Source organism: Saprospiraceae bacterium (genome assembly GCA_016713025.1).
In the GTDB taxonomy this organism is placed as follows: domain Bacteria; phylum Bacteroidota; class Bacteroidia; order Chitinophagales; family Saprospiraceae; genus OLB9.
In genome coordinates this window covers 4,118,526-4,144,662 of sequence record JADJPZ010000004.1, presented here as the reverse complement: position 1 = coordinate 4,144,662, position 26,137 = coordinate 4,118,526, and the positions used below count along the sequence as shown (strand labels likewise).

Below are 26,137 nucleotides of genomic sequence, written 5' to 3'. Positions count from 1 at the left end.
TTACAAAAGCAAAGATAACAAATTTTTATATACGTTAAGATCAAAATAATATTTGACACAATCTTATTCCGGCAATAAGGGCAATAACTCCTGTAATCAGACTCAAACTGACATATCCCAACCCTTGCCATAACTGATCTTTTTGCAGATATATGTAGATTTCATATGAAAATGTAGAAAAAGTGCTGAAGCCTCCGCAAAACCCTGTGGCTAAAAGTAGCCTGAAATTTTCTGTCAAATGGTTAGATATTTGTTTTTGAATCAAAAATCCCAAAATAAAACAACTAAGAATATTGGCTATCAAAGTACCGTATGGGAAAATGATATACTCCTGACCAGTGTAATTGAAGTGGCGCGCCAAATAATATCTGCAGATGCTGCCTAAACCACCACCAAAAAATACAAATATCCAAGCTATCATTTTATGGCTTTTTGTTTTTTCTTTTCAACCATTCTGCTTGCCAGTAGAGACATTACAAAAGCAAGACTCAATGTAATGATCAACAACATCAGATTCCCAATATTTTGCAGCATCACCGCCATGATGATAAAAAGAATGTTAGTAAGAAATAGTACGCCTGTGGCTTGCATATGCGTCAAGCCAAGGTCTATCAGGATATGATGAATGTGTTTCCTATCAGGGCTGAAAGGGGATCTTCCCTCATATACCCGAAGTATAAAAACACGAAGTGTATCAAACAAAGGTAAAATCAAAATGGCAATCGCAATAGAAGGAGCAGATGCAAAAGTGTATGGAGAGTTTGATATGTCATTGTGCAGTTCTATAAACTTAATAGCAAGAATAGAACATACCAAACCAAGGAGCAGAGCACCTGTATCGCCCATAAATATTTTTGCGGGAGTGATGTTATATTTTAAAAATGCTATCAACGCACCTCCTAAGGAAAATGCCACAATTGCCAACTCTATACTACCTATAAGGAAAAACCAGGTACCTAGCACAGAAGTAATAAGCAATCCAAGACTTGCCGAAAGACCATTTATACCATCAATAAGATTGAATGAGTTAATTATGACTATGATAGTGAATATGGATAATAAGATACTCACAAACTCAGGTATTTCGTATATGCCAAAAAAACCATAAAAACTTGTGAGTCGGACATTTGCCCTGAAAACCAATATACCGGCAGCAAATAGTTCCCCCAGAAATTTTTTTGATGGTGATATAGGATCTATATCATCTTTAGCCCCGATAAGAAATATAATGATAAAAGCACATAGTATATACTGGAGATCTCCGAAGTAATTGAAAGGTGTCCAAAGTATGATTGAAAAAAGTGTACCGGCAAAAATGCCTATTCCCCCAAGAGACGGTGTGCTGATCTTATGCGATCGTCGTTCACCCGGCTCATCCATAAGATTTTTCTTTATAGCAAGATTTATTATGGATGGTATGGCAAGATATGTCAGTGCAAAAGAAGTAATAAAGGCTAAGATGACATCATACATATATTATCTGAAATTGGGCAGATCAAAAGTAACCAAAATTATGAAACTCTGATATATCAATTTTCAATTTTCTTCAGAAATAATAAATCCCAGACCAGAAATATCCTTCCAAAAACCAGGATAAGATTTAGAAACTACCAAGGGGTCATTTATCATAATCGGAAACAATAATCCCAGCGGTGCGAAGCACATAGCCATTCTATGGTCATTGTAGGTATCTATAGATGGGACAAAAGATTTATCAGTAGTGCTCATGCCTTCCTGCATATAATATTCAATTCCCGTCTTGGATGAAAACCTTTCGGGCATCTTGGAAAAGGAAACATTCATTTTTGCATGTTCATTTTTTAATGCAGAAATCCTGTCTGTCTCCTTGATTTTAAGGGTTTGCAATCCGGAAAACAGTACATTGCATCCGATGCCTGCACATAATACCGAGATACTTTGAGCAATATCAGGGACATTTATAAAATTGTATTCCAGATTTTGTGGGAAAACAGTATCCTTTTCTTTTTTTAGAGTAATGCTGTACTCATCATAAAAGGTTTCTATCCCAAGTTTTTTGCAAATATTGGCCACGTCAGCGTCTCCCTGCAGACTATTTTTATGCAAGCCATTCAATTTTATGCAGGCACTTTCAGAAAAAGCGGCTATTTCATAAAAATAAGATGCTGCTGACCAGTCTGCTTCTACGTGAAAGGTCTTCGGTTGGTATTTTTTGTATGGAACTAAAAGTGTATTGCCCTCAAAAACAACATCAACTCCAAAAAAAGCCATGATACCCAAAGTCATTTCAATATAAGGTCTTGAAACAATATCTCCCTCCAGATGAATGGTCAATCCCTGGGGTAGACACGGGGCTATGAGCAGCAATGCAGTAATATATTGAGAGCTAATATTGGCAGGTAAAGAAATTTCACTTTTCCAAATTCCTTTTGGGCTATTTATTTTTAATGGAGGATATCCTTCTTCTTCCAGGTATTCGATATCTGCTCCGAGTAAATTTAATGCATCTACCAAAGCTTTAATTGGCCTTTGTTTCATTCTTGGAGAACCTGTTAAAATCTGAGTTCCGGGTTGAATGGCCAGATAAGCTGTCAGGAACCTGAAAGTTGTCCCGGCATGATGTGCATCAAGTAACTCATCATCAGATCTCAGTAAAGTATCCATTGATACACTGTCATCGCTATCTGATAGGTTGAATATCTCAAATTTTTCATCACAAAGTGCTCTGATCATGAGTACTCTGTTGGAAATACTCTTCGATCCACTTAGGGTGATTTCGCCGGAAATGATCTTCTTTGGGCAATGTACCACAAAAGAATTATTCATATATCAAAAAATGTAAATTTAAAAAACGGCTGTTGTCTTTACAAATCAAATTTAATCCCCTGCGCCAGTGGCAAAGTTGTGCTGTAATTGATCGTATTGGTTTGTCGGCGCATATATGCTTTCCAGCTGTCTGATCCGGATTCACGTCCGCCACCGGTTTCTTTTTCACCACCGAATGCACCGCCTATTTCTGCACCGCTTGTTCCTATATTGACATTAGCGATACCGCAGTCTGAACCTGCACAAGAGAGAAACTGCTCTGCTTCGCGCAGATTGGTGGTCATGATAGCTGATGATAAGCCTTGTGGCACGTCATTTTGAATTGTGATAGCATTTTCTATACTTCCTTTGTATTTTAGTAAGTAGAGGATAGGAGCAAAAGTTTCATGCTGAACGATAGGCATTTCATTTTTTGCTTCGATGATACAAGGTTTTACATAACACCCGCTCTTATAATTCTTTCCATTTAGAACTCCACCTTCTACCAGGAAAACAGCACCTTGTTCTTCTGCGGATGCAAGTGCATTAAGATAATTGTTGACAGCCATTTTGTCGATGAGAGGACCTACATGATTTTTACTGTCTAATGGATTGCCTATTTTTAGCTGTCCGTACGCTTTTGTAAGTTTTGCTTTTACCTCATCATACATGTTTTCATGAACTATCAACCTTCTCGTGCTGGTGCATCTCTGACCACAAGTACCAACAGCTCCGAAGAGCGCACCGGTCAATACAAGATTCATATCTGCTGATGGTGTGATTATGATTGCATTATTTCCACCTAATTCAAGCAGGCTTCTACCAAGTCTTTCAGCTACAGCGGCACCGACGATCTTACCCATTTGTGTACTTCCAGTTGCTGAAATTAATGGGACTCGTTTATCTTTTGTCAACCACTCTCCAACTTTATAATCACCAGTGATGATACAGCTTACGCCTTCAGGCACTTTATTTGCTTTTAAGACTTTATGTAAGATGTTTTGGCATGCGACTGCACAAAGAGGTGCTTTTTCGCTAGCTTTCCACACACAAACGTTCCCACAAACGATTGCAATCATTGCATTCCATGACCACACTGCAACTGGAAAATTGAAAGCTGAGATGATGCCTACTACCCCAAGCGGATGCCATTGTTCATACATACGATGATTGGGCCGCTCAGAGTGCATGGTCAGGCCGTACAATTGACGGGACAACCCCACTGCAAAATCACAGATATCGATCATCTCCTGTACTTCACCGAGCCCTTCCTGAAGTGATTTTCCCATTTCGTATGATACAAGTTGCCCTAAAGCCTCCTTGTGTTTTCTCAACTCATCACCATACTGACGGACCAATTCACCCCGTTTCGGTGCCGGAATTTTCCTCCATTCCACAAATGCTTTTCCGGCTTTTGAAATGACCTTTTCGTAATCCTTTTTGGATGTGACAGAAACACTGCCAATCAAGTTGCCATCTACGGGAGAGTAGGATTCAATATAAGTCTCAGATTTATATGACTTTAATCCGGTCCAGGTTCCTTCGTTTTTTTTATGAAGGTCAAGTTTTTTTAGAAATGATGTATTCATGTGGTTTAGTTTGAATCTTGAAGAGCAATTACAGAATTTATATTTTGTCACAAAAATAAGAACCTTAATACAATTACATCAAAATAACTACGGGGAAGTTCTAAAAACCCAATTTTGATTAAAAACAAGACCTAAATAGTTGTAATTAAAAATTTAGAAATAAAATGTCAAAACAATAGCTATTAAGACATCTTCGGGCCTATTTTATTTTTTTAATTATTTGATCAATTTTTCTACTATCTCCAAAATTTCCTTTTCAATTGATCTTGCATTTTGAACCATTTCATCTGCTTGCGATAGCGAAAGTTTTACAAATTCGACATCATCAAATCCGCTGCAATTGATCCGGACGTTAAGCGCTGCTCCTTCTACCGCCGTACGTGCACACAATGCGCCTACACCCGCATCTGACACCGAGTTGGGATTTCCCTTTTCAGCCATTTCCTTCAGCATATTCATAGATTGAAGGCTTACTTTCATCACTTTTAGTGGTATTTCAATAGCTCCTATGGTCGCAGCATTCATGGCAGCCTTTCTGATGATTTTTTCAGGCTCGGTACTCTTTGGCAATTTCAGGGCATCCATTATTTTGTTGAATGCATGAGTATCAGCATCGACCAGATCTAATAATTTATTTTTGAGTTGTTGGCCCTCTTCTGCTTTGGATGAAAAGTATTCAATCTGATCTTCCCAGCCGGCTTTAGCAGAACTGAGATTGGCTACCATAGTACCGAGCGATATACCTAAAGCGCCAACATAGGCAGAAATACTTCCTCCTCCCGGTGCAGGGCTCTCAGAAGCTGTTTCGTCAGCAAAATTGTTCAGGGTCATCTGTATCAATGGATGATCTGATTTGTCCTCAAGCAAATATTCTATGACTTTTTTTGATGGATCAAAAGGTGAAAGCTCATCTAAACCAAGTGTCCTTACTGCTATATGGATCAAATCTTTTTCTGATACTCCTTCGGATCTTTTTTGCTTTTTCAGGAAGTATTTTCCGGCATCCACCAGCACTGACTTAGGTACCAGTCCTACCAATTCTGAACCAGTCACTCTCAGTCCTCGTGATTGAGCACTCTTACAGCATTCATCGAATGCAATGTGGAGTGGCGTTTCATGGATATTAGTGAGATTCATGGAAATTTGAGCTATTCCATACTCTTCAATATACCATCCTATCGCTTTTACAGACTTGCAGCTTCCGGGTATTCTTACAGGTTCACCATTTTCGAGGAGTATGTTTTTGCCTTTTTCATCGGTTTTTACACGCCCGTTTTCGCGTACATCAAAGGCTACAGAATTTGCCCTTCGTACTGATGTGGTGTTGAGATTGACATTGTATGCCACAAGGAAGTCCCGCGCGCCGATCACGGTTGCTCCGGATTTTTTGTTGAAAGCACTTGTTCCGTAATCAGGATACCATTTTGGATCTTTGAGCTTTGCTGGAAGTCCTTCGTATTCGCCTGCCCGTATAGTTGCCAGATTTTGCCTTTCGGTAGATGTAGCTGCAGATTCGTACATATACACAGGTATGCCGAGCTCATTTCCGACTCTTTTTCCCAGTTCGTGAGCGTATTTTGCTGTTTCTTCCATGCTGATACCGGATATTGGGATGAGCGGACATACATCTGTAGCGCCCATCCGCGGATGCTCACCATGATGGGAAGACATGTCTATAAGTTCTGATGCTTTTTTAATGGCCTGAAAAGCCGCTTCTGTCACAGCTATTGGATGACCAACAAATGTGACAACGGTTCTGTTTGTGGCTTTGCCGGGATCAACATCCAGAAGTTTTACACCATCTATTTTTTCAATTTCATCTGTGATCTGCCGTATGATGGTCATGTCTCTCCCTTCACTGAAATTTGGGACACATTCTATCAAAGTATTAAGATGGTTCATAACAATTTCATTTGCTAAGGCAAAAGTACACAATATGGGAAGAAGTAAAACTAATCGCATGAAAATCTCAATTTAACATTAACATAACACCAAGGATAAAATTGATTCATGTATTCAGAAAATGCAATTTTGAACATACTCTGAGACATTTGGGTTATATTTGTAATATCATTCAAAGTATAATGAATCTTAAACATTCTTTTTATCTGGCGTGTATATTATTGATGATGGCAATTGTGCAATTACACGCACAGAAAGTTACTGTTTCAAGAGAGATAGGAGTAAGAAATAATTATGCTTATGATATATTGCCAAACATAGGTGACCGAATTATTTTTTATCATGACAAGGGTACAGAACAACAATTTGAGATTTATGATACTGACTTAAGGCATATTCAAACTATCATTCCTCAGTTTGAAAAAAGGAATATCATACCTGCAGGTGTGATAGCCATGGATTCGACATTTAATTTTTACTATTCGTATCGTGATGAAGATACTACATACCTTAATGTCAGGGTGTATAATAAAAATCTCGTATTGGTGGATACAGCCACCCTTTCCAAACAAACCAAAGTAAGCATTCTGAAAAATAATCCAAAATTTACGTTTTCTGAAGACAAGTCCAAGGTGCTGATTTTTTATCCGGAAGACAGAGACCTTCACCTTCGCCTGATAGATAATGTAAACAGAAGGATGATATATGAATTTAAACTTTCTATAAAGGATATCAACCTCAGAACAGATTTTGAAAAATTGGAAATCAATAACAGAGGAGAGATATTTATACTTGGAAGTAAATCATCATTTTGGGGTAGAGACAACGACAAAGGGTTTTTACTCATACGAATATTGGATCAATCCAATGTCATAATACACAGGTTCTTTCCCGAAAAAGATGAAATTTCAGAGTTACTGCTGGATTATGATGAAAAGAATCAAAGATTGGCAGTGGCAGGTTTTGTCACTCAGGGAGACCCGACAAAAGTGAATGGATATTTTGCTTTTTCTATCCGTCCCCAGGAGATCCCGATAGAAGCAGAAATTTTAATAAACAGATTTTCATCTGAGTTTTTAGCGGAAGTCTCCGGGAAAAAACCCGGAAAGGTAAAAGAATTGTCTGATTATCAGCTGAAAGATATTGTCATAAGAAATGATGGGGGCGTGATCATGGTATGTGAGGTGATCAAAGAATTTACCCGGCGCGCACAGGTCAATACACCTACTCAGGTAGGAGAATATTTCCCTCTGAGAGGGTTTGTGGACTATTATCACGAAGACCTGATTCTGATAGCTACATTTCCGGATGGAAAGGAACACTGGAAAAAAATTCTGTTCAAAAAACAATTTTCTCAGGATGATAATGCTATTTATTCATCATATTTCCTTTTCAAAACGCCTTCCAGAGTAAAGCTCATCTACAATGATGAAATCAAAAACAATAATACTGTAAGTGAATATGTCTTTGATCCTTCCGGCAATGCTGAGCGTCGCAGTGTGTTGAGTACAGAGTATCAGAACCTAAAACTCAGGTTCAGAGATGCTATTCAGACAGGTCCGTCCACCCTGATAGTACCCAGTGAAAAAAGCTGGAAGATCAATATGGTGAAAATTGAATATTAGATACAGTGTCGTTTAGTTAAGACATCTTTATGAAGTTTTTTCTGTGTAAGGGAAAGATTTAGATGGGGTAAAATAAAGAAAAATCCCTATCTAAACGACATTGATATTAAATATCCGTTTACCAGCTACCGCCGCCGCCGCCGCCAAAACCACCACCTGAGCTACCACCGCCACTGAAGCTTCCACCACCACCTGAGCTGGCTGGCATACTAGTAAAGACACTTTGTATATCACGTATACCACTGTCAAAGGACGTACCAAATTCGGATGGAGAAAATGTATTGCCATGATAGTACATACCATGGGGTGCTACATACCACTTGGGTGGCTCGAGAAGTAACCCATCAAATTTTTTGCTCCATTGTTTGGCATACCCAAATACCATAGCGTAAGGCAATGTCTTTTCAAAATATTCAGGGTCTTCTTTTAGCATGCGCTCGATTTTATCTTTTTCAGCAGCTTTGATAAACATCTTAAATCCCAATACCTGTTGATATAAGTGCACGCCCCGCTCATTTTTCTTAAGCATATAATTGGCAAAAAACAGACCCACGATACTTGTTAGTCCCAAACCAATCCCCAATGCAAAGGACTGAAAAATGATACCTAAACCTATTCCAGAGAAAGCTAATAAGACTGAAATTATCGCTGTCGTGATTTGCATCTTCATAGATACAGGGTAATAGATTCCCATATTATTGAGATGCGTTTTTAAAGACAGTTTGGCTGATTGGAGATACTCATAGAAGGTGTTTTCAAGACTGCTTATCAGAACAATATCATTATCTGCAAATAGACCATCAAATATAATCTTTTCATAAGGTCCCGCATTTTCAGGAAGGTTTTTGATTCTTGAGATCTCATGGTCATCCTTACCCCATTTTACAGGAATACGTTTTATGATGATGTGTCCATGATGCGCCCAATAAGGCAGAAGTGCCAGTATGTCCACATTGTCTGCTTTTTCGTCGATGAGCACACCTGCCTCTGCTGGATTCAAATCAGGAGGTGGGACATATTGTACCATTCGAACTATGGGATAATCTTTACCATATAAATGCCAGGTACGATAAAACAATCCTGAAATGATCAGAAACAGGATGCTACCTATGCCAGCCATACCGTATTTCTCCCAAAGGATTTCTTCTTTGGAAGGTCTTCTGATATAGTCTTTGGGCAGTTTGATGGCCAAGGATAAGCCTTCATTGGGACCATAAAGTCTTGTCGAATGGCCAACGAATTTATCCACAAAATAAGAAATGGTGGCATCCTGTCCTTTTTCTCCTTCTTTTCCTGTATAGATGTAGTAATCATTTTCCGACATGGATGTAGCTTCATCCAGCTTAACGGTATAGTTTATCGTATCGATGGAAACAGGCCAACCTGTACCAATCAGATTCCAATAAAACTCAGTGTGTTCATCAGTAAGTATGAAGGCCTTTTTTACTTTGTAAGATATTTTATACTTTTGAATTCCGTCAAGAAAGATGTCTTTATCACCAATTTTTATCAAATAATTGTTGTTTTCTGTAGAAGTACTGAATTTGTACCCTTCTACATGTACATCAAAAATTTTGATAGAGACCTCTTCACCATTGATCCTGTATTTGTAAGGGATATTTCTAAAAATACCTCTTCTTGGCTCATTAAATTCAACAGTGATTTCTTCATTTACTTCAAACAATCCTTGCTTGCCAAGTACCGTAATATCAATATTATAATCTCTGATAGAAAAATATTCTGCATTGGCATTTTCGGAAAAACACCAAATAGCAAAAATCAATATATAGTTATAAAAGCGCATTGGGGTTTGATTTGACCAAATGTGTGAACAACAAATACGATAAGAAAATAGTATTTAAAATGAATGTCAGAACTTCACTTCTACATTCTGGCGCTCAGCGTCATTTTCAATTTCAAAGAAGTCAAACTTTCCGAAATTAAAATTATTGGCTATCAGATTGGATGGAAAAGCTTCCATAGCTGTATTATTATCTCGTACCAATGCATTGTAATATCTTCTGGCATTGCTGAGATTTTCTTCTATCTCACCTAAGGTGTTCTGTAGCTGTATAAAACTTGTGTTTGCTTTCAGATCAGGATAGTTTTCTGAAAGTGCAAAAAGTGATTTTAAAGTACCGGAAAGTGCATTTTCAGCCTGGACCTGAGCACCTATATTTCCACTACTACCTGCTGACATTGCCTGATTTCTGGCCTGAATTACTTTTTCTAAAGTACCGCTTTCATGTGCAGCATATCCTTTGACAGTGTTTACCAGATTTGGTATGAGGTCATACCTTCTTTTGAGTTGTACATCTATACCGCTCCAGGCTTCGAGTACACGATTTTTTAACGATACAAGTTTGTTGTACATAGACATGATGATAAGACCTACTACAACTAAAATTCCTAAGATTACAAACATGGTTAATATTTTATTTTAATTCGAACTTACAACAAATAGTATCGTGCGATAGTTCCAAATTCCGTCGAAACTAATCTAAAATCGGATAAAACATCAGGTTTATACGTTTAATCTAGTGTTATGCTAGGGTCGGGAACCCTCGCCTTGATCAAAAGGAAAATCTACTTAGAATTTGCTGAATATTTTATATGTTGCTGAATTTCAATATTTTATTCAATTATAATTTTACACAAGTGCAAGGTTTTTAATTTATTGTGAATAAAACCTTTGCACTTTGATTTAAAATTGTCCTATGCGGACGGCAGTCACTTTTTTGCATCTTTTGCTCTCACATATTCCTTTGGAATGCTTACCCAGAAAAAAAGTAACCAAAAACGCTAGTTCAAAAAAGGCGATTGCGAAGCAACGTTCTCTCTCATGTCAAAATGCTTTGTCTAGTGCCTTGATTTTCCGTCTTTTACATCAAATATTTATCATTGGCAATAGACGCACTTTTTCTGCCCATCCGCTAGCGGTTCACTTCGTCAAAGGCTTACCCGCCTTTGGTGCTTTGCACTACACTACGTTCATGTTCACTATCGCTTGTTTTTTGAACAATTAACCAAACCAATAGCTTTATGAAAACTGAGTGATGCTACTTTTTCAGCAGACCCTACTTATTATTGATCCGTCATTCAACACTTACCATAACACTGGTAAAAACAAAGGGGCAGAAAATTTAATTTCTGCCCCTTTTGAAAACACTTTATTCTGATTCTTTATCTCTCTGGTTATCCTTCGAGTTTAAACTTTACAGGTAGGGTGTATAGTACTCTTACGGGTCTTCCTCTCTGCTTTCCGGGAATCCATTTCTGGCCCATATTGTTCATTCCGTTTACTACCTTTTCCGCTTCTGCCCCACAGCCCGCTCCGATATCTCGCACAACTTTAGCATCAGCGATACTTCCATCCTTATCCACGACAAACTGTAGTACTACTTGTCCTTCCACACCGTTTTCTCTGGCAATAGCAGGATACTTTAGGTTCTTGTAGATATACTCCAACATTTTTGTTTTGGCGCAATCTTCTTTTTCTTTATCTGTTTTTTTGTCCTCACATCCGGGGAAACGAGGCATTTGCTGCACAACCTTAAAGATTTCCTCTTCAACCGGAGCTGGTGGTGGTGGTGGCGGTGGTGGTGGTGGTGCTTTTTTCTCCACTACAGGGGCTTCTACTTTGGTTTCTTCAGTAACTTCCTGATTTTCAAAAGCAGGCTGATCGTCTTCAATCACCTCAGTATCCGGCACTTCCTGAATGACAGGCGGTGGTGGCGGTGGCGGTGGTGGCGGTGGTTCTGCAGTACGAGGAACTTCTACTTCTACTTCGTCTTCAAGAACCAAGTCACTGAGATCTACTTTGATTTTTTTCTCATAAGTAGTCCAACTCATGGTTACAAGTGCCAAAGCTACAGCAGCAGTCATCCCGTAGTTAAAAAATGATCCTGAAATCTTAAATACATCCATTTCAGGAAACTTGGTACGCTGACTTAGTGTTTCATGGGATTTGCCTGCATTTGTATCGATCAGGTCCTGTAGTTTATAGGAATTATATTTTCTCCTGAAGAAGAAAACTAACCCTATGGTCAACAGAACCAATCCAACAAAAATCAATCCCACACCTGTACCCGAGACTTCTAATTCTTTGAACATGATTTGTTAATTAATAAATTTTTGAAATAATATGACTCCGATTATTGAACCAATAATATTAGCTAAAATATCATAAAGTTCAAAAGATCTACCGTTGAAGAGGTAAAGTTGAAAAATTTCCATTAATACACCAAAAGAAATAGAAAAAAATAATACATATTTTTTTTCAACATTTCTTTTTCTTGAGCTCATACACCACAAAAAGGAAAATACAGCATAAAAAATCAAATGAGCCAATTTGTCTGTTCCGGTAAAATCCCAGATATTGAATTTTGATGCTGACCTTGCGGAAATAAGAGACAGATATAATGTAAGAATAGTCCAAAATATCGCCAATCCAAAGTAGAACTTATCACTCATCTTTATGAGTATAATTCTTAGATGTCCTATTGGGTTATTTTGGTGTGTGTTCAAAAATATTTTTTTATTTTAAAGTTTGCGGTTTTTCAACTTTAAATATCAATAACAAATTAGTTTATAAAGTCAGAAAACTTCTTGGGTCAACATAATTCTGCTATAATAGTTTCATGGTCTTCATCCCAACGCATAAGTTTTACCTTTCCGATAGTATTTATCAGGTTGTCAGATTTTGGCAAGGATATTTTGATATAATTGTCAGTGAAGCCATGCAAGTGATGCTCGTCTTTTGAGTGCTCAAAAAGTACATTTTGTACTGTTTCAATATAGGGCTCAGTAAAATGTTTCTTCTTTTTTAAGGATAGGATACGCAGCATATCGTTTCTTTGTCTTCTTACTTCCATGGGCACACTATCATTCATTTCCGCTGCAGGAGTGTTGGCTCGTTCTGAATAAGTAAATACATGCAAATAACTGATGTCCAGATCATGGATAAAATTGTATGTATCCATAAAGTCATCATCTGTTTCTCCCGGAAATCCCACGATAACATCTACTCCAATACAACAATGGGGTATAGTATTCTTTATCCATTCTACTCTTTGTTTGTACAGCTCTCGTTGATATCTTCTTCGCATGGCCTGTAGTATCTTATCACTACCTGACTGTAATGGTATATGAAAATGAGGTACAAATTTTTTTGATTGTGCTACAAAGTCTATGATTTCCTTTGTCAACAGATTGGGTTCAATAGATGAAATTCTGTATCTTGAAATACCTTCGACGGTGTCCAAAGCTTTGACCAGGTCAATAAAAAGGGATTCTTTTTTGGGTTTGTTGCCTTCTATGACATCAGTGCCATTTCCAAAATCCCCTAAATTTACTCCTGTAAGCACTATCTCTTTGACACCGAGCAGAGCTATTTTTTGCGCATTGGAAACTACATTTTCGATGGTATCGCTTCTGCTGGCTCCTCTGGCTTGAGGTATGGTACAAAATGAACATTTATAGTCACATCCGTCCTGAACTTTCAAAAATGATCTGGTCCTGTCTCCAAAAGAAAATGCATCAACAAAACTATTGGCGTCTTTAACTTCACCGGCGATAATCATGCCTTTGTCTGAAGATGCCGAAATTCCATCAATATATTTCAGGATATTGAATTTTTCAGCTGCACCCAAGACAAGGTCTACACCAGGAATTTCAGAAATTTCTTTCGGTTTTAGTTGTGCATAGCAGCCCACAACTACGATTTTAGCTTGTGGGGCGTGTTTTAGTGCTCTGCGGACCTCGTACCTACATTTTTTATCTGCAAAATCTGTGACAGAACAGGTATTAATTATATAAATATCTGCACCGTCTTCAAAATCTACAGTAGAGTAACCGCTATCTTCAAAGGAGCGCCTTATACTTGAAGTTTCTGAAAAATTGAGCTTACAGCCAAGTGTATGGAAAGCTACAGTGCGAGGTGTTGCCATCAGTGATATAACTATATTTAGCCATTACCTTTTTTAGGAGGATCTTTAGGTTTTTCCTTTGAGTCATCTACCTTTTTCTTTGAGTCATCCGGTTTTTTCTTATCTGACGGCTTGTTATCGCCAGAAGGAGTTTCATTTGGTTTTTTTATCATTGTTTCCGGATTTTCACTCAAGACTTCACCGCTTTCACCATCTACAGGGGCTGATTCGTCTACCACCTCTTCAGGATATAATTCTTCAACAATGTCTCTCAATCCTCTGAATCCTGTCCTTATCATTGAATCTCTTAAGATAGAATCACCCATGACAGCAAAATATTTATCCGGATTAAAACCAAGTCTTAAGGGGCAGCCCATTTCAGAAATCACTTTTTCATTTTTAACAAATTCTTCCTGAGTCAGACTGGCAAATTTCGGATCTATAGAAAGTTTATACCAGAAATTGCCGACAATCGGCATAGCCAGTGCGGCACCTCGACCATATGCCATATTTCGAAATCTCACTGCGGGACTTGGGCCACCTACCCATACTCCTGTTATGATTTTTGGGTTATAACCTATAAACCAACCATCAGAATGGTTCTGAGTAGTCCCTGTTTTACCGGCAAAATCACAATGCTTGCAATATTGACTCTTCAGATTGTTTGCTGTGCCATAAATGATGACATGTTGCATCATCCGGGTCATGGTATACGCAGTAGTGGAGTCAAGTACCTGATTTTTTTTCCTTGCTGCAGATAGTTTTTCATAATCATATATCACCTTACCATATCTGTCTTCTATCTTTAGTACAGCGATAGGTTCGGTAAAGTACCCGTTATTAGCAATAGTACTGTATGCTGTCATCATGTCATAAAGTGATATTTCACAAGCGCCGAGGCTGATTCCAAATTCACGTGGCAACGTAGCTGTGATGCCTAATCTGGCCGCCATGTCTATAGTTTTTTGAATACCCACTTTTTCGATAACTTGTGCTGCAATCACATTTTCTGAATAAGCTAATCCTCCGGTGAGTGAGTAATATCCTCCGTATCTGTTGTCAGAATTTTTCGGAGACCAGTCTTCAATGGTGATTTCCCTGTTGTGGAAGTATTTACACGGACTCATACCATCAGCTATCGCGGCAGTGTACACTATAGGTTTAAATGTAGATCCCACCTGTCTTTTGCTGATATTATGATCATACTTATAATACTTAAAATCAGTACCACCTACCCATGCTTTTACATAGCCATTGGAGTGGTCCATTGCCATAAATCCTGTGTTCAACATGGTAAAATAGTAACGTACACTATCCAAAGGTGACATCATTGTATCCCTTTCTACAGGCTTATCTGTCCATGCAAAAACCTTCATAGGGACAGGAATCTTAAATATTGAATCTATGGCCTTGTCAGAGTTACCCGATTCTTTCAGCAATTTGTACCTTTCACTTCTTTTGACTTGTTCTTCTATCCATTTATCATCACCCCAGGGTTTTTCATCTTTATACCCTTTCCAATGCTTATAGAACTCTTTTTGAATGTAAGACATATGCTTGTAGACTGACGCTTCACCATGCCTTTGCATTTTGCTGTCGAGTGTGGTATGTATTTTGAGGCCATCAGTATAGATATTGTAGGAAGAACCATCTTCTTTGGTGACGTTTTTCAATATTTTAGGAAGTTCTTTTGTACGAAGGTACTCTCTGAAATAAGTCCCAAGCCCGTCATCACTTCCAATATCTTCATTTTGGGCAGCATTAATTGGCTTTTTGATCAATTCGTTGTATTGTTTTTCATTGATTGAGCCGGTATTGATCATGTGGGATATGGTGGACATTTCATCTGACTCAAACCTGAAATCTTTATTTTTGAGCATTTGGCTCAATACAAGATTTCTTCTTTTTTCAGAATTCTTCGGATTTCTGGTCGGATCCAATGCAGTAGTTGCTTTGAGCATCCCTATTAAAGTCGCAGCCTTATCAGGACTTAGTGCTTTTGGACGTTTTTTATAAAAATATCTGGAAGCCTCCTGTATGCCAAATCTGGTACCACCAAAAGGTACTGTATTGAGGTACATAGTAAGAAGTTCCTCTTTGTTGTATATTCTTTCAAGCCGGATAGAAATAATGTTTTCCCGTACTTTATTGATAAAAAGACTTAATCCGGGGATATTGTATTTTTTTCTTGGATACAAGTTTTTAGCAAGCTGTTGGCTCAATGTTGATCCACCCCCTAAACTCTGCGTATTGGTTGCCACTCCTTTAAATGCTCTCATCCATGACCTGAGGTCTATTCCACTGTGTTCGAAAAAGCGCTTATCCTCTATAGCTAACAGAGCTGTAATTAAATAAGGTGAAATGCTGTCAAGTTTTATTGTTGTTCTGTTTTCAGTAAAAAACTTTCCGATTAACACATTGTCTGATGAGTATATTTCAGATGCATTGGAAGTTTCTATATTTCTGAGATCTTCGGATGTGGGTAGACTACCGAAAACTCCAAACAAAGTTAACAGCACTATCGTGAAAACAAAAATAAATAGCCATTTGATCAAGGTAAATATCCAGGATACTACTTTTGATTCCCGGGGATTGCGTTGCTTATATACATCCCAGGCGTGTGTAACCGGATAAACCCACTTGTCCCATTTAGCCTTATAGGGTGCTATAGCATTTGCAATAGGTTGTGTCACTGGCTTAGCGACATTGCTTAATGCAGATGTAATTTTATTTTTTATTTTTATGAAGTTGTTCATTCACAAACATTGATTGGGATGCAAAAGTAACTTTTTTTTCACAAATCAGTAGCAAATATATCATCATGAGTGCATAACACATTGCACACATTCATATTTCTTCCTCGCTACCCTCATTCCCAAGCATAGCTTGGCAGGCACTGAAGAGCTTGTCAAGCTACGCTTGAGACCACCCGCCCAATTCAACCACGTTTTTACCAATTATTAAAAAGAACACTGAAAAAGTGGGGTGTATCTCATTTTTGCACTAAAATTGTTTAAACTGCCCGCTACCCTCATTCCCAAGCATAGCTTGGCAGGCTCTGAAGTGACGACCCACGCCCAATTCAACCACGTTTTTACCAATTATTAAAAAGAACACTGAAAAACAAGTGCAATTTGTTATACATCCTATCATTATCGGAATACAAAATAACGGTTCATTAAAAAATTAAAAAAAATACCAATCAGGACAGCTACTAAAATTCTGCTTACTAAAAATGAAAAATCAAAATTTTCCTTAAAAAAGAAGACTCCTGTGGTATTGGCAAAAATACTGAAGGTATTGATAATTAAAAATCGTACTATTTGTTTTCTGATATGGCCATGTCGATTTAAAAATACCCAGTTTCTGCTTAGAATAAAACTGGTTACAGCCCCAAATACTGACCCAATAGTGGTAGCAGTAACATAATATACATCCAATAAGTGATGTAAAATCAATGACGATGAAAAGTCAATAGCTGTTGATCCTAAGCTTACTAATTGTGACCGGATAAAGGCTTTTCGGAATGTGGGTTTTTCTGAAGGTACATTTGCATCTTTCATACAAATAATAGGATTTTTTATATATCAACAAACATCCAAAATACAAATTGTAGTATGATGTTAGTGTATATTCCCGCCACAACATCATCCAGCATTATGGAGTAAGTGCTATTTAAGTTATCAATCTTCCTGATTCCCCAAGGTTTTAGAATATCAAAAAATCTGAATAAGACAAATCCAGCTGCCAGGCTCAAAATATTTTGAGGAAGAAAAAGGATGCTTACCCAGAATCCCAAAGTTTCGTCAATCACCACTTTTGAAGGATCGTGACCCCAATGGCTGCTTAACCTTTTACAAGCAAAAATACCGGCAAAAAATGATACAACAATCAGAAAAATATGTAAAAGGTGGAAAGTATTGAAGTCCAGTCCGATTTTAAGTAAAATAAAGCTAATGATAAAACCTCCCAACGCACCAAAAGTCCCCGGGGCAATTGGAGCATACCCCAGACCAAAAAAAGTAGCAATGATTTTACTCAATTTTAGAACCATAACATTTTTAAGAAGGGATCTTTAGAGTGTGTTCAATCTGTGTTTAAACCCACGCTAAAGATCCCAATTTTACTAGTATGCTTCATAATCCAATCCCAGATTGGTAATAAGCTCTTCGCCTGCAAGATATCTGATGGTATTTTCCATTTTGTTGAGTTGCTTAAAGATATCGTGAATAGGATGTACACCTTTGGGTGATTGAGGAGATTTAAGATAAAAAGACAACCACTCTTGAATACCTGACAAACCAGCTCTTTTGGCAAGATCAAGGAATATAGCCAGATCCAGCACTAATGGCGCAGCCAAGATAGAATCCCTGCACAAGAAATCAACCTTCAGCTGCATTGGATAGTTGAGCCAGCCTCTGATGTCGATATTATCCCAACCTTCTTTATTGTCCCCGCGTGGTGGGTAATAATTGATTCTGACTTTATGATAAAGATCTCCATATAGTTCAGGATACAGTTCTGGTTCAAGAATTTCTTCCAGAACGCCTAATTTTGAAACTTCTTTAGTCTTAAAATTGTCCGGATCATCGAGTACTTCACCATCCCTGTTACCAAGAATATTGGTAGAGAACCATCCTTCGATACCTATAGCCCTGGCCTTAAGACCCGGAGCAATTACGGTTTTCATCAAAGTTTGGCCTGTTTTAAAGTCCTTACCTGCTATGGGTGCACCTGTTTGTTTGGCAAGTTCTACCATGGCAGGTATATCACAGGATAAATTTGGTGCTCCATTTGCATAAGGGATACCCATTTTGACAGCGGCATAAGCATAAATCATGCTTGGAGGGATATCTTTGTGGTTTTCTTTCAGTCCTTTTTCAAGTGACTCGACACTTTGATGCACTTCAGATTCTTTGATAAAAATCTCAGTAGAACCACACCACACAATCACCAAGCGGTCACAATCGTTTTCTTTTTTGAATTTTTCAATATCTTTCATAAGGGCCTCAGCAAGTTCCATTTTGGTTTTACCTTTTTTAAAGTACTTGCCATCAAGTCTTTTGACGTACTCATGATCAAAAACCGCCTTCATGGGCTTTATTTTCTCAAGCTGGGGTTTGATTTTTTTCAATAACGACTCTTCCAAAACTCCGGCATGTTTGGCTGATTCATATACATTGTCTTCAAAAATATCCCAACCACCAAATACAACATTTTTTAGCGATTGTAATTCAATTACATCCTTTATAAATGGCTGTTTGTTTTCAGTTCTTTTACCTACCCTCATTCTTCCCATTTGGGATAATGAGCCAATAGGTAGTCCCAACCCTTTGTTTACAGCGATCACCCCTGCGATGGCGGTTGTCGCCACAGCCCCTAAGCCCGGCATCAGAATCCCTAACTTGCCTTTGGGTTTTTCAATTTTAATCTTTTTTGCCATTGTATATTAATATTTAATTTTTACGAAATAGATATGTAAAGTATATTACTTGTGTCAATTAATGAAACGCAGATATTTACTTATTAGATCTTCAAATGTCTCTTTTCTAAGAAATTTTTCAAAAATAAATATTCCAGCGATCGCACAGGCTAACCCAAGCAAGACATCGATGACATAATGATGATTGGAATACACAGCTGCAAACCATATACCTGCAACGTCAATTAAAATCAGCCATGAGGCTATAAACAGTTGTTTTTTTCGGGCATAATACCAGGTTACAACAGGATATGCGGCGTGTAATGATGGTATTGCTGCAAAAACATTAGCATTTTTTGTATAAATATTTTCAAAGACAGGAAAACCTACAATTTGGTCAAACCTTACCAATTGAGCAGCACTTCCCGGTATGTCAAAAAGCTTCTGGTCTCCATAAGTTTCATAATACCACGGAGGTGCAGCTGGATATACATAATAAATCACAAATCCTAATAAATTGGTAAACAGGTAGGCTGCGCTAAACTGAAGTAATAATTTTTTATCTTTGAAATATAAATAAATACCTAATGCTAATGGAACAGGTACCCAGGTTAAATAAAAAAAACCACTTAAAAAGTCTAAAAAAGGGTGTGCGTTTAGTTTTAAAAACTCATTAGGAGTTAATGTGTTACCGACATGGTTTATTCCAAAAAGCATTTTTTCAATTTCATAGGGTTCTGCAATATTGACTTCATTAATAGTATAGTTTGGAAAAACCCTCATAGAATCATAAATGATCCAGAAAAATACAAAAAAAATAAATGAGTAAACTATAGTACGTGTGACCCTGTGAGTCAAAAACATAAATATTAAAAATATGATAAAATCTCTGTGATCATTCCTGAATCCTACTACTAAACCTGTCCAACTTAAATACATCAGACTAAATCCGCCCATCACAAATAGGTGTTGTTTTTCTAAAGGGAAGAGATCTTCTTTAAATTTTATCAAACGCCTCATCAACTACACTAGTTTGTTAATACCTTTTTTGCATGGTTTAGGCGGGAGAATGCCGTGATATTTGAAAAACAGCTAATAAAAATATTGGAAAAGTAAAAAAGCTTATTGTTTCTATCAATGGAAACGGCAGCCAATTCACTGAGACTTTAAATTCTGATCCCATGACTCCGGACATGATACCGCAAACTATGGCACTGATGCCTATGAGGAGTATTCTCTCCGGTCGTTGCATAAAACCGACATCTGCCATTTTTACGCCAAGGCCTTCTGCCCTTGCACGGGTGTAACTCACCATTATTGAGCCAATCATAGCTATAAAAGCAAAAAGTGAACTCAAAAAATAATGATGCGCCACCAGATAATAACATATACCTAAAAACATAAACATCTCACTATATCTGTCCAAAACTGAATCGTAAAGCGCTCCGTATACAGATTCAGTCTTACCAACACGAGCCAGCCTGCCATCAATCATATCAAACAATCCTGCAAATAATATCACTGCTCCTGCCAATCCTACCACCCGATGATCATTCCTGTCAGCTTTTTCTGCACCATGTATCAAAACTGCTGCTGCAACCATATTGATGATCATACCTGTGAATGTGACCATATTGGGTGTAATTCCAATTGCTATCAGCAACTTTATGAACGGATCTATTGCCTTATAAACCAGACTCTGACCTGTTGTTTTCCAATCTGATGTCATCGAAACTTAATTAGGAAGCACAAATATAAGGACTAAGAAATGAAATTTAGATATATTAGTTCATTTCGACTTTTGGCTTTTTTCTTCAAGATCTCTGATATCCCCAAATTTGAGTATTTGGACTAAATCACTGATATTGAAAATAACTAAGAGGAGACTGCCTCCGATACCAAAAACCAATAAACTTCCAGGCAAAAATATTTCAGCAATTAAGAAAAAGCAAATAATAATTCTGACTTCTGTAGGACCCATCAAAAAAGTATCTATACTATAACTGTTTGTAATTTTATACTTCAACAAGGTATTGATCATCGCCCACCCATAAGCAAAAACGAAAACAAAAGCAAAAACTTTGTAGTCCGTAAAATAATAATAATACCCTGCACCCATGATAAAAACAGTAATCCAGTCCACAGAAATGTCTAATGCCCAACCGTACCATTTCCTCGGTATATTTCTGTAATAAGCAAGCCTGCCATCCAGAGAATCACCAAACCACCCAACAGCGTATCCGAAAATACTAAATACTAACCAAAATCGATTTTCTGTACCAAGATAAAGACCTGCGGCAACCATTAAACTACCGGTAAAACCAATAAAGGTTAAAATATCAGATGTCACCCAGGAAGGCATTATTTTACACAAAAAAGCAATTGCAGAAGCTTCGGAGTTTTTTAATATATTAGTTCTGACTCTTTTTTTTTCAGGTTTATCGGACATCTGATTTTGATTAAATTTTAGTTTGAATTTATATTAATATTCAAACCAGACAAGATTAAACATATTACGACATAATATTTATAAATAAGTTTAAAAGCTTACATATAATTTTTGGTCCGAGTGTCCATAATTTTAGTATTGAAATAAAAAAAGTTATATTGTCTAATCCCTATTATGCATTACTGTTTCTTAAAGAGGGTTGAAATGGTAACCTGATTTATTTTGAGGTTATTTGAAGAGGTAAGAGTGTCTTTAGAAGGTGGTTCAATCAATACTTAAGCCAGGCAATTTGTGGATTTGAAGGTGTCAATTCGAGAATTAATAAAATACGTCATCCATGGATTTTCTCTTAACATGAAGGTCATCAAACCATTATCAAAACTTGTCAATTCTGATTTCCTTAATGGTTTTAGCTCCTATTTCACCCGATGCATAGACAAACATGCGGAATGTTTCCTTTGCAGTTGTTATTTTAACAACTTTGTACTGAGATGACTTATCTTTTGATGTGCCCTTGTGAATGACTTCTGCATTGGTTATTTTATTGCTATTCAGAAAGTCTTTGAGTTTTAACATCGCAGACCTTTTGGGCAGAATTTGTTGGTCTTCAAATATACAAAAGTCAATTTTGTCTTCCAGATACACTTCCATGGAGGTTGTTTCTGCATTTTTTAGTGCATTTATGAATGAACTTTCATTTTGCCCTACTAAGTAAAAATGAGAAGTTATAAAAAGCATAAAAAAGATATGTTTCACTAATACGTTTGTTTTTGTTATGAATAATTTAGCAATCAATTTAAATTTTGTATTTTTGCACACTGCTTAAACGAAAAAGTTAATCTTTTTAGTTTCATTTATTTAGTTAAATTTTATTTAAAGCCATTTTTTATAAATATTACGCTGTAAATCAACGTACTATATAAATATTATTCACAAAAATCAGAGAGTAAAAGTAATGAATAAATTAGCCTTAATCATACTTGATGGATGGGGAATCAATCACAATCCTGACGTCTCAGCTATTGAAGCCGCTATTACACCTGTGATGGACCATCTTCTGGAAACTCAGCCCAATGCAACACTTATCACATTTGGCGAAAACGTAGGTCTGCCTGAAGGACAAATGGGTAATTCTGAAGTAGGGCATATCAATATCGGGGCAGGAAGAGTAGTGTATCAGGAACTGGCACGAATAAACAAGGCCATCAGAGAAAAAGAACTGCTGTCCAATCAGGTATTTGTCGATGCTGTTCAGTTTGCTGCCAATAACACAAAAAAAATTCATCTTTTGGGGTTGGTGTCTGATGGTGGTGTACATTCCCATATTGATCATTTGATTGGTCTTTGTGAAATTTTAAAAAATTATGCTGGAGAAGTGGAAGTATATATCCATGCATTTATGGATGGCCGCGATACTGATCCTAAATCCGGTAAGGCTTACTTAGAACAAGTAATTCCGGTTATAGACAAGACAAATATCCATTTGGCCACCATAGTAGGGAGATATTATGCTATGGACAGAGACAAACGATGGGAAAGAGTAAAGCTTGCCTATGATCTTCTGGTCAACGGTAAAGGACAGGCTTCACAGGATTTGATGGCTGATATACAAAAAAGTTATGATCAGGGCATAACTGATGAGTTTATGATGCCTATGTACGATGCCAATCTCAATAAAAGCGATTTTTTGATCCACGAAGACGATGTGGTGATATTTTACAATTTCCGGACAGACAGACCAAGACAGCTGACAGAAGTATTGACTCAAAAAGATTACCATGAGTATGATATGCATAAGTTGAGACTGTATTATGTCACCTTTGCCAATTACGATCAGACATTTGAAAATATTAAAGTCTTGTTCGAAAAGGACAATCTTAAAAATACTTTAGGTCAGGTGATCAGTGAAGCCGGAGGCACTCAGGTGCGTATAGCAGAGACTGAAAAATATCCGCATGTCACTTTCTTTTTTAATGGCGGAGTAGAAGATAAATTTGCTGGTGAAGATCGCATCATGGTTCCATCTCCAAAGGTAGCGACATATGATCTAAAACCAGAAATGAGTGCCGTTGAGATTACAGATCAGCTCATCTCGTACATTGACGAGAAGAAACCTGATTTTATTTGTCTCAACTATGCAAATGCAGATATGGTGGGTCATACCGGTGACTTTAAAGCTGCCATAAAGGCTGCGGAGACTGTTGATACTTGTTTGGGCAGGCTATTGGATACTTTGTATAAATATGATTATAAAGCTATTATCATTGCCGATCATGGTAATTCTGATTTGATGGTCAATGCTGACGGAAGCCCAAATACGGCGCATACGACCAATCCTGTTCCTGTGATTTTTACCGGAAATAATGTGGATAAAAACAATTATGAGGTCTCTGATGGTAAGTTGGGCGATCTTGCTCCAAGTATACTATCCATAATGGAAGTGCCGGCATCTGCAGAAATGACAGGAAATGTGATTGTGCATAAAAAATGAAAACGGATTGCAGTCGGACCATGAATTAAAAGTTATCAATATTATTGGGTGTATCCCAAAATTGCACTATATTATATAATTTTTAAGTTTCCAATTTAGTGGATTATCCTAATAGTTAACAGTTAAAGGGTGGGACGTCTCAAGCGTAGCTTGACAGGCTCTTTAGGGAATGAGGGTAGCGGGCAGTTTAAACAATTTTAGTGCAAAAATGGAATACACCCATATTTTTGGGTTTTTGCACCTTGCTTATTAAGACCAGATAAAATCGCCATTCGCAAATGTTCTGATAAGAATTAAAATATCAAATAATGGTTAATCAATTTAACTAATTTTGTATTTTTATGCCATAATTATACCATTATGGAATTGTCCAATAAAACAGCACGCCAAATCTATCACGAAGTAAAGGCCAATCCTTCGCGGGCTAAGTTTGGTTTTGGAGCCAAAGCCGCCATTATTAATATAGATTTGCAAAAAGCATATACCAAGGTTGACGAGTTCAAAACGGCATATGAGACTGACCCCAATCAAATCCAATATATCAATGAGATCAATCGGCTTGCCCGAAGTAAAGGTTTGCCAGTAATATTTACCTATGTGGCATATATGGATTCTGCGGAAGATGCCGGTGTTTGGGGTACACGTACAAATACTCCTGACTCCCTGCAAAACATTAAATTCAATAGCAGAAGGGCAGAATTTGATGACAGACTCGAAGTCTTTTCTGATAGAGATTTGGTTTACTGCAAAAAGATGCCTTCTCCGTTTTTTGAAACACCGCTGCAGTCGCTTTTGGTTTGGCACAAAGTAGATACTGTGATCATCACCGGGGGATCAACATCAGGCTGCGTACGTGCAGCGGCTGTAGATGCTTTATCACGTGGATATCGCACGATAGTACCGGAAGAATGTGTAGCCGACAAACATGAAAGTTATCATTTTGCCAATCTCACCGATATGTTGCTCAAGTATGCAGATGTTGTTGCTTATAAGGAAGTGATAGAATACCTCCAAAACTATAGGCCATGATGCGAGATCCACAACTTTATAGCTATTGGCCATACATAAACAGATCAAAAATCACATGGAAAAATGGGGCCAAAATCGCTTTTTGGGTAGCGCCCAATATTGAGTTTTATGAGCTTGATCCGCCTAAAAATCCGTTCCGAACACCATGGCCCAGGCCCAATCCGGACATAAGTGGTTATAGCATGAGAGATTATGGCAACAGGGTTGGTCATTACAGACTGATGGAGGTGATGGATAAGTATAATGTCAGAGGCAGTGTTTCTCTCTCTGTAGCCATGTGTCAGCATCATCCTGAAATCATAGAAGCATGCAATCAACGAAATTGGGAGTTTTTTTCTCATGGTATCTATAACACCCGATACTGCTATGGCATGGATGAAACACAGGAAAGAGCCATCATCAAAGACGCTATACATACGGTCAAAGAAGCCACAGGTCAGAAGGTAGATGGTTGGCTCGCGCCGGCGCTAACCCATACGGAGCGCACATTTGATCTCATCGCTGAATACGGCATCAAATATACCTGTGATCTGTTTCAGGACGATCAGCCACAAAAAATCAATGTTCAAAAAGGACGCTTGATCTCCATGCCATATTCCCTTGAGGTCAATGATGTGATCTGTTATAACTCATATCTGATGTCACCGCGTCACTATGGAGATATACTGAAAAGACAGTTTGATCAATTGTATCTGGAAGGACAGGATAGCGGCACGGTCATGTGTATTCCGCTCCATGCATACCTTGTAGGTCATCCGCACAGGATCAAAGCATTGGAAGAAGCACTGAAATATATCACCAGCTTTGACGATGTCTGGGTAACTACCGCCAGAGAGATAGCCGACTATTATTATGAACACTATTATGAATAACCATGCCACTTGATAGCCACTTTTTAGAATATCCGCATAGAAAACAT

The 26,137-nt window shown here is 37.7% G+C and carries 21 protein-coding genes and 1 pseudogene; 4 read left to right on the top strand and 18 right to left on the bottom strand.

The genetic code is table 11. The annotated features are described in order from the left end of the window. Window positions 1-40: 40 nt before the first annotated feature. The 5 genes from crcB to ftcD form a co-directional block, all read right to left on the bottom strand. Window positions 41-421 (bottom strand): fluoride efflux transporter CrcB, encoded by a 381-nt coding sequence (crcB, locus tag IPK35_24020; GenBank protein ID MBK8056251.1) that lies wholly within the window; start codon window positions 419-421, stop codon window positions 41-43. Next, window positions 418-1,473: an undecaprenyl/decaprenyl-phosphate alpha-N-acetylglucosaminyl 1-phosphate transferase gene (locus tag IPK35_24015; GenBank protein MBK8056250.1), complete on the bottom strand. Its 1,056-nt coding sequence runs from the start codon at window positions 1,471-1,473 to the stop codon at window positions 418-420. The genes crcB and IPK35_24015 overlap by 4 nt, the downstream gene beginning before the upstream one ends. 63 nt (window positions 1,474-1,536) lie before the next feature. Continuing rightward, a complete protein-coding gene (locus IPK35_24010) occupies window positions 1,537-2,805 on the bottom strand; it encodes a 3-phosphoshikimate 1-carboxyvinyltransferase (protein MBK8056249.1) in 1,269 nt (422 codons plus the stop codon). A 38-nt stretch (window positions 2,806-2,843) separates the two neighbouring features. Next, the gene (locus IPK35_24005) at window positions 2,844-4,373 is read right to left on the bottom strand and encodes an aldehyde dehydrogenase family protein (GenBank protein MBK8056248.1); all 1,530 of its coding nucleotides are present in this window, start codon (window positions 4,371-4,373) and stop codon (window positions 2,844-2,846) included. A gap of 216 nt (window positions 4,374-4,589) precedes the next feature. Then, the gene (gene ftcD / locus IPK35_24000) at window positions 4,590-6,275 is read right to left on the bottom strand and encodes a glutamate formimidoyltransferase (GenBank protein ID MBK8056247.1); all 1,686 of its coding nucleotides are present in this window, start codon (window positions 6,273-6,275) and stop codon (window positions 4,590-4,592) included. A gap of 182 nt (window positions 6,276-6,457) precedes the next feature. On the opposite strand from ftcD, the gene IPK35_23995 reads away from it, so the two are divergent. After that, on the top strand, window positions 6,458-7,900 hold the full coding sequence (locus tag IPK35_23995) for a hypothetical protein (GenBank protein ID MBK8056246.1): 1,443 nt from the start codon (window positions 6,458-6,460) through the stop codon (window positions 7,898-7,900). Between the two features lie 118 nt (window positions 7,901-8,018). Here the strand turns inward: IPK35_23995 and IPK35_23990 are convergent, their stop codons facing one another. The 13 genes and pseudogenes from IPK35_23990 to IPK35_23930 form a co-directional block, all read right to left on the bottom strand. Then, window positions 8,019-9,704 carry a DUF2207 domain-containing protein gene (locus tag IPK35_23990; GenBank protein ID MBK8056245.1) on the bottom strand — a complete coding sequence of 562 codons (1,686 nt, stop codon included), beginning with the start codon at window positions 9,702-9,704 and terminating at the stop codon, window positions 8,019-8,021. 66 nt (window positions 9,705-9,770) lie between these two features. Further along, entirely contained in the window at window positions 9,771-10,334 is a 564-nt protein-coding gene (locus IPK35_23985) for a LemA family protein (GenBank protein ID MBK8056244.1), read from the bottom strand. 761 nt (window positions 10,335-11,095) lie between these two features. After that, complete coding sequence (locus tag IPK35_23980; GenBank protein MBK8056243.1) at window positions 11,096-12,013, bottom strand: energy transducer TonB; 918 nt, start codon at window positions 12,011-12,013, stop codon at window positions 11,096-11,098. A gap of 6 nt (window positions 12,014-12,019) precedes the next feature. Further along, complete coding sequence (gene vanZ / locus IPK35_23975; GenBank protein ID MBK8056242.1) at window positions 12,020-12,427, bottom strand: VanZ family protein; 408 nt, start codon at window positions 12,425-12,427, stop codon at window positions 12,020-12,022. Window positions 12,428-12,513: 86 nt separating this feature from the next. Continuing rightward, entirely contained in the window at window positions 12,514-13,848 is a 1,335-nt protein-coding gene (gene mtaB / locus IPK35_23970; GenBank protein ID MBK8056241.1) for a tRNA (N(6)-L-threonylcarbamoyladenosine(37)-C(2))-methylthiotransferase MtaB, read from the bottom strand. 17 nt (window positions 13,849-13,865) lie between these two features. Continuing rightward, complete coding sequence (locus IPK35_23965; GenBank protein MBK8056240.1) at window positions 13,866-16,583, bottom strand: transglycosylase domain-containing protein; 2,718 nt, start codon at window positions 16,581-16,583, stop codon at window positions 13,866-13,868. Between the two features lie 396 nt (window positions 16,584-16,979). Then, complete coding sequence (locus IPK35_23960) at window positions 16,980-17,390, bottom strand: GtrA family protein (GenBank protein ID MBK8056239.1); 411 nt, start codon at window positions 17,388-17,390, stop codon at window positions 16,980-16,982. Window positions 17,391-17,407: 17 nt separating this feature from the next. Continuing rightward, the gene (locus IPK35_23955; GenBank protein ID MBK8056238.1) at window positions 17,408-17,869 is read right to left on the bottom strand and encodes a phosphatidylglycerophosphatase A; all 462 of its coding nucleotides are present in this window, start codon (window positions 17,867-17,869) and stop codon (window positions 17,408-17,410) included. 84 nt (window positions 17,870-17,953) lie between these two features. Then, window positions 17,954-19,270 (bottom strand): inositol-3-phosphate synthase, encoded by a 1,317-nt coding sequence (locus IPK35_23950; GenBank protein ID MBK8056237.1) that lies wholly within the window; start codon window positions 19,268-19,270, stop codon window positions 17,954-17,956. Window positions 19,271-19,324: 54 nt separating this feature from the next. Continuing rightward, complete coding sequence (locus IPK35_23945) at window positions 19,325-20,269, bottom strand: inositol phosphorylceramide synthase (protein MBK8056236.1); 945 nt, start codon at window positions 20,267-20,269, stop codon at window positions 19,325-19,327. Window positions 20,270-20,277: 8 nt separating this feature from the next. Further along, window positions 20,278-20,978: pseudogene (locus IPK35_23940) on the bottom strand (CDP-alcohol phosphatidyltransferase family protein). A gap of 60 nt (window positions 20,979-21,038) precedes the next feature. Continuing rightward, complete coding sequence (locus tag IPK35_23935) at window positions 21,039-21,698, bottom strand: CDP-alcohol phosphatidyltransferase (GenBank protein ID MBK8056235.1); 660 nt, start codon at window positions 21,696-21,698, stop codon at window positions 21,039-21,041. A 375-nt stretch (window positions 21,699-22,073) separates the two neighbouring features. Continuing rightward, window positions 22,074-22,454: a DUF4783 domain-containing protein gene (locus IPK35_23930; GenBank protein ID MBK8056234.1), complete on the bottom strand. Its 381-nt coding sequence runs from the start codon at window positions 22,452-22,454 to the stop codon at window positions 22,074-22,076. 199 nt (window positions 22,455-22,653) lie between these two features. Between IPK35_23930 and IPK35_23925 the strand changes: the two genes are divergently transcribed. The 3 genes from IPK35_23925 (at window position 22,654) to IPK35_23915 (ending at window position 26,090) form a co-directional block, all read left to right on the top strand. Further along, complete coding sequence (locus IPK35_23925; protein MBK8056233.1) at window positions 22,654-24,189, top strand: 2,3-bisphosphoglycerate-independent phosphoglycerate mutase; 1,536 nt, start codon at window positions 22,654-22,656, stop codon at window positions 24,187-24,189. Between the two features lie 360 nt (window positions 24,190-24,549). Continuing rightward, on the top strand, window positions 24,550-25,218 hold the full coding sequence (locus IPK35_23920; protein MBK8056232.1) for an isochorismatase family protein: 669 nt from the start codon (window positions 24,550-24,552) through the stop codon (window positions 25,216-25,218). Next, a complete protein-coding gene (locus tag IPK35_23915; protein ID MBK8056231.1) occupies window positions 25,215-26,090 on the top strand; it encodes a polysaccharide deacetylase family protein in 876 nt (291 codons plus the stop codon). Before IPK35_23920 ends, IPK35_23915 begins: the two co-directional genes overlap by 4 nt. The last annotated feature ends 47 nt before the right edge of the window (window positions 26,091-26,137 follow it).

Bases quoted from the DNA above. Each gene is read 5' to 3' on its own strand.
- IPK35_24005 (MBK8056248.1), bottom strand. From the start codon at position 4,373: ATGAATACATCATTTCTAAAAAAACTTGACCTTCATAAAAAAAACGAA.
- IPK35_23965 (MBK8056240.1), bottom strand. From the start codon at position 16,583: ATGAACAACTTCATAAAAATAAAAAATAAAATTACATCTGCATTAAGC.
- IPK35_23980 (MBK8056243.1), bottom strand. From the start codon at position 12,013: ATGTTCAAAGAATTAGAAGTCTCGGGTACAGGTGTGGGATTGATTTTT.
- IPK35_23990 (MBK8056245.1), bottom strand. From the start codon at position 9,704: ATGCGCTTTTATAACTATATATTGATTTTTGCTATTTGGTGTTTTTCC.
- crcB (MBK8056251.1), bottom strand. From the start codon at position 421: ATGATAGCTTGGATATTTGTATTTTTTGGTGGTGGTTTAGGCAGCATC.
- IPK35_23950 (MBK8056237.1), bottom strand. From the start codon at position 19,270: ATGGCAAAAAAGATTAAAATTGAAAAACCCAAAGGCAAGTTAGGGATT.
- IPK35_24010 (MBK8056249.1), bottom strand. From the start codon at position 2,805: ATGAATAATTCTTTTGTGGTACATTGCCCAAAGAAGATCATTTCCGGC.
- IPK35_23915 (MBK8056231.1), top strand. From the start codon at position 25,215: ATGATGCGAGATCCACAACTTTATAGCTATTGGCCATACATAAACAGA.
- IPK35_23925 (MBK8056233.1), top strand. From the start codon at position 22,654: ATGAATAAATTAGCCTTAATCATACTTGATGGATGGGGAATCAATCAC.
- ftcD (MBK8056247.1), bottom strand. From the start codon at position 6,275: ATGAACCATCTTAATACTTTGATAGAATGTGTCCCAAATTTCAGTGAA.
- IPK35_23935 (MBK8056235.1), bottom strand. From the start codon at position 21,698: ATGTCCGATAAACCTGAAAAAAAAAGAGTCAGAACTAATATATTAAAA.
- IPK35_23995 (MBK8056246.1), top strand. From the start codon at position 6,458: ATGAATCTTAAACATTCTTTTTATCTGGCGTGTATATTATTGATGATG.
- IPK35_23920 (MBK8056232.1), top strand. From the start codon at position 24,550: ATGGAATTGTCCAATAAAACAGCACGCCAAATCTATCACGAAGTAAAG.
- mtaB (MBK8056241.1), bottom strand. From the start codon at position 13,848: ATGGCAACACCTCGCACTGTAGCTTTCCATACACTTGGCTGTAAGCTC.
- IPK35_23945 (MBK8056236.1), bottom strand. From the start codon at position 20,269: ATGAGGCGTTTGATAAAATTTAAAGAAGATCTCTTCCCTTTAGAAAAA.
- IPK35_23960 (MBK8056239.1), bottom strand. From the start codon at position 17,390: ATGAAAGATGCAAATGTACCTTCAGAAAAACCCACATTCCGAAAAGCC.
- IPK35_24015 (MBK8056250.1), bottom strand. From the start codon at position 1,473: ATGTATGATGTCATCTTAGCCTTTATTACTTCTTTTGCACTGACATAT.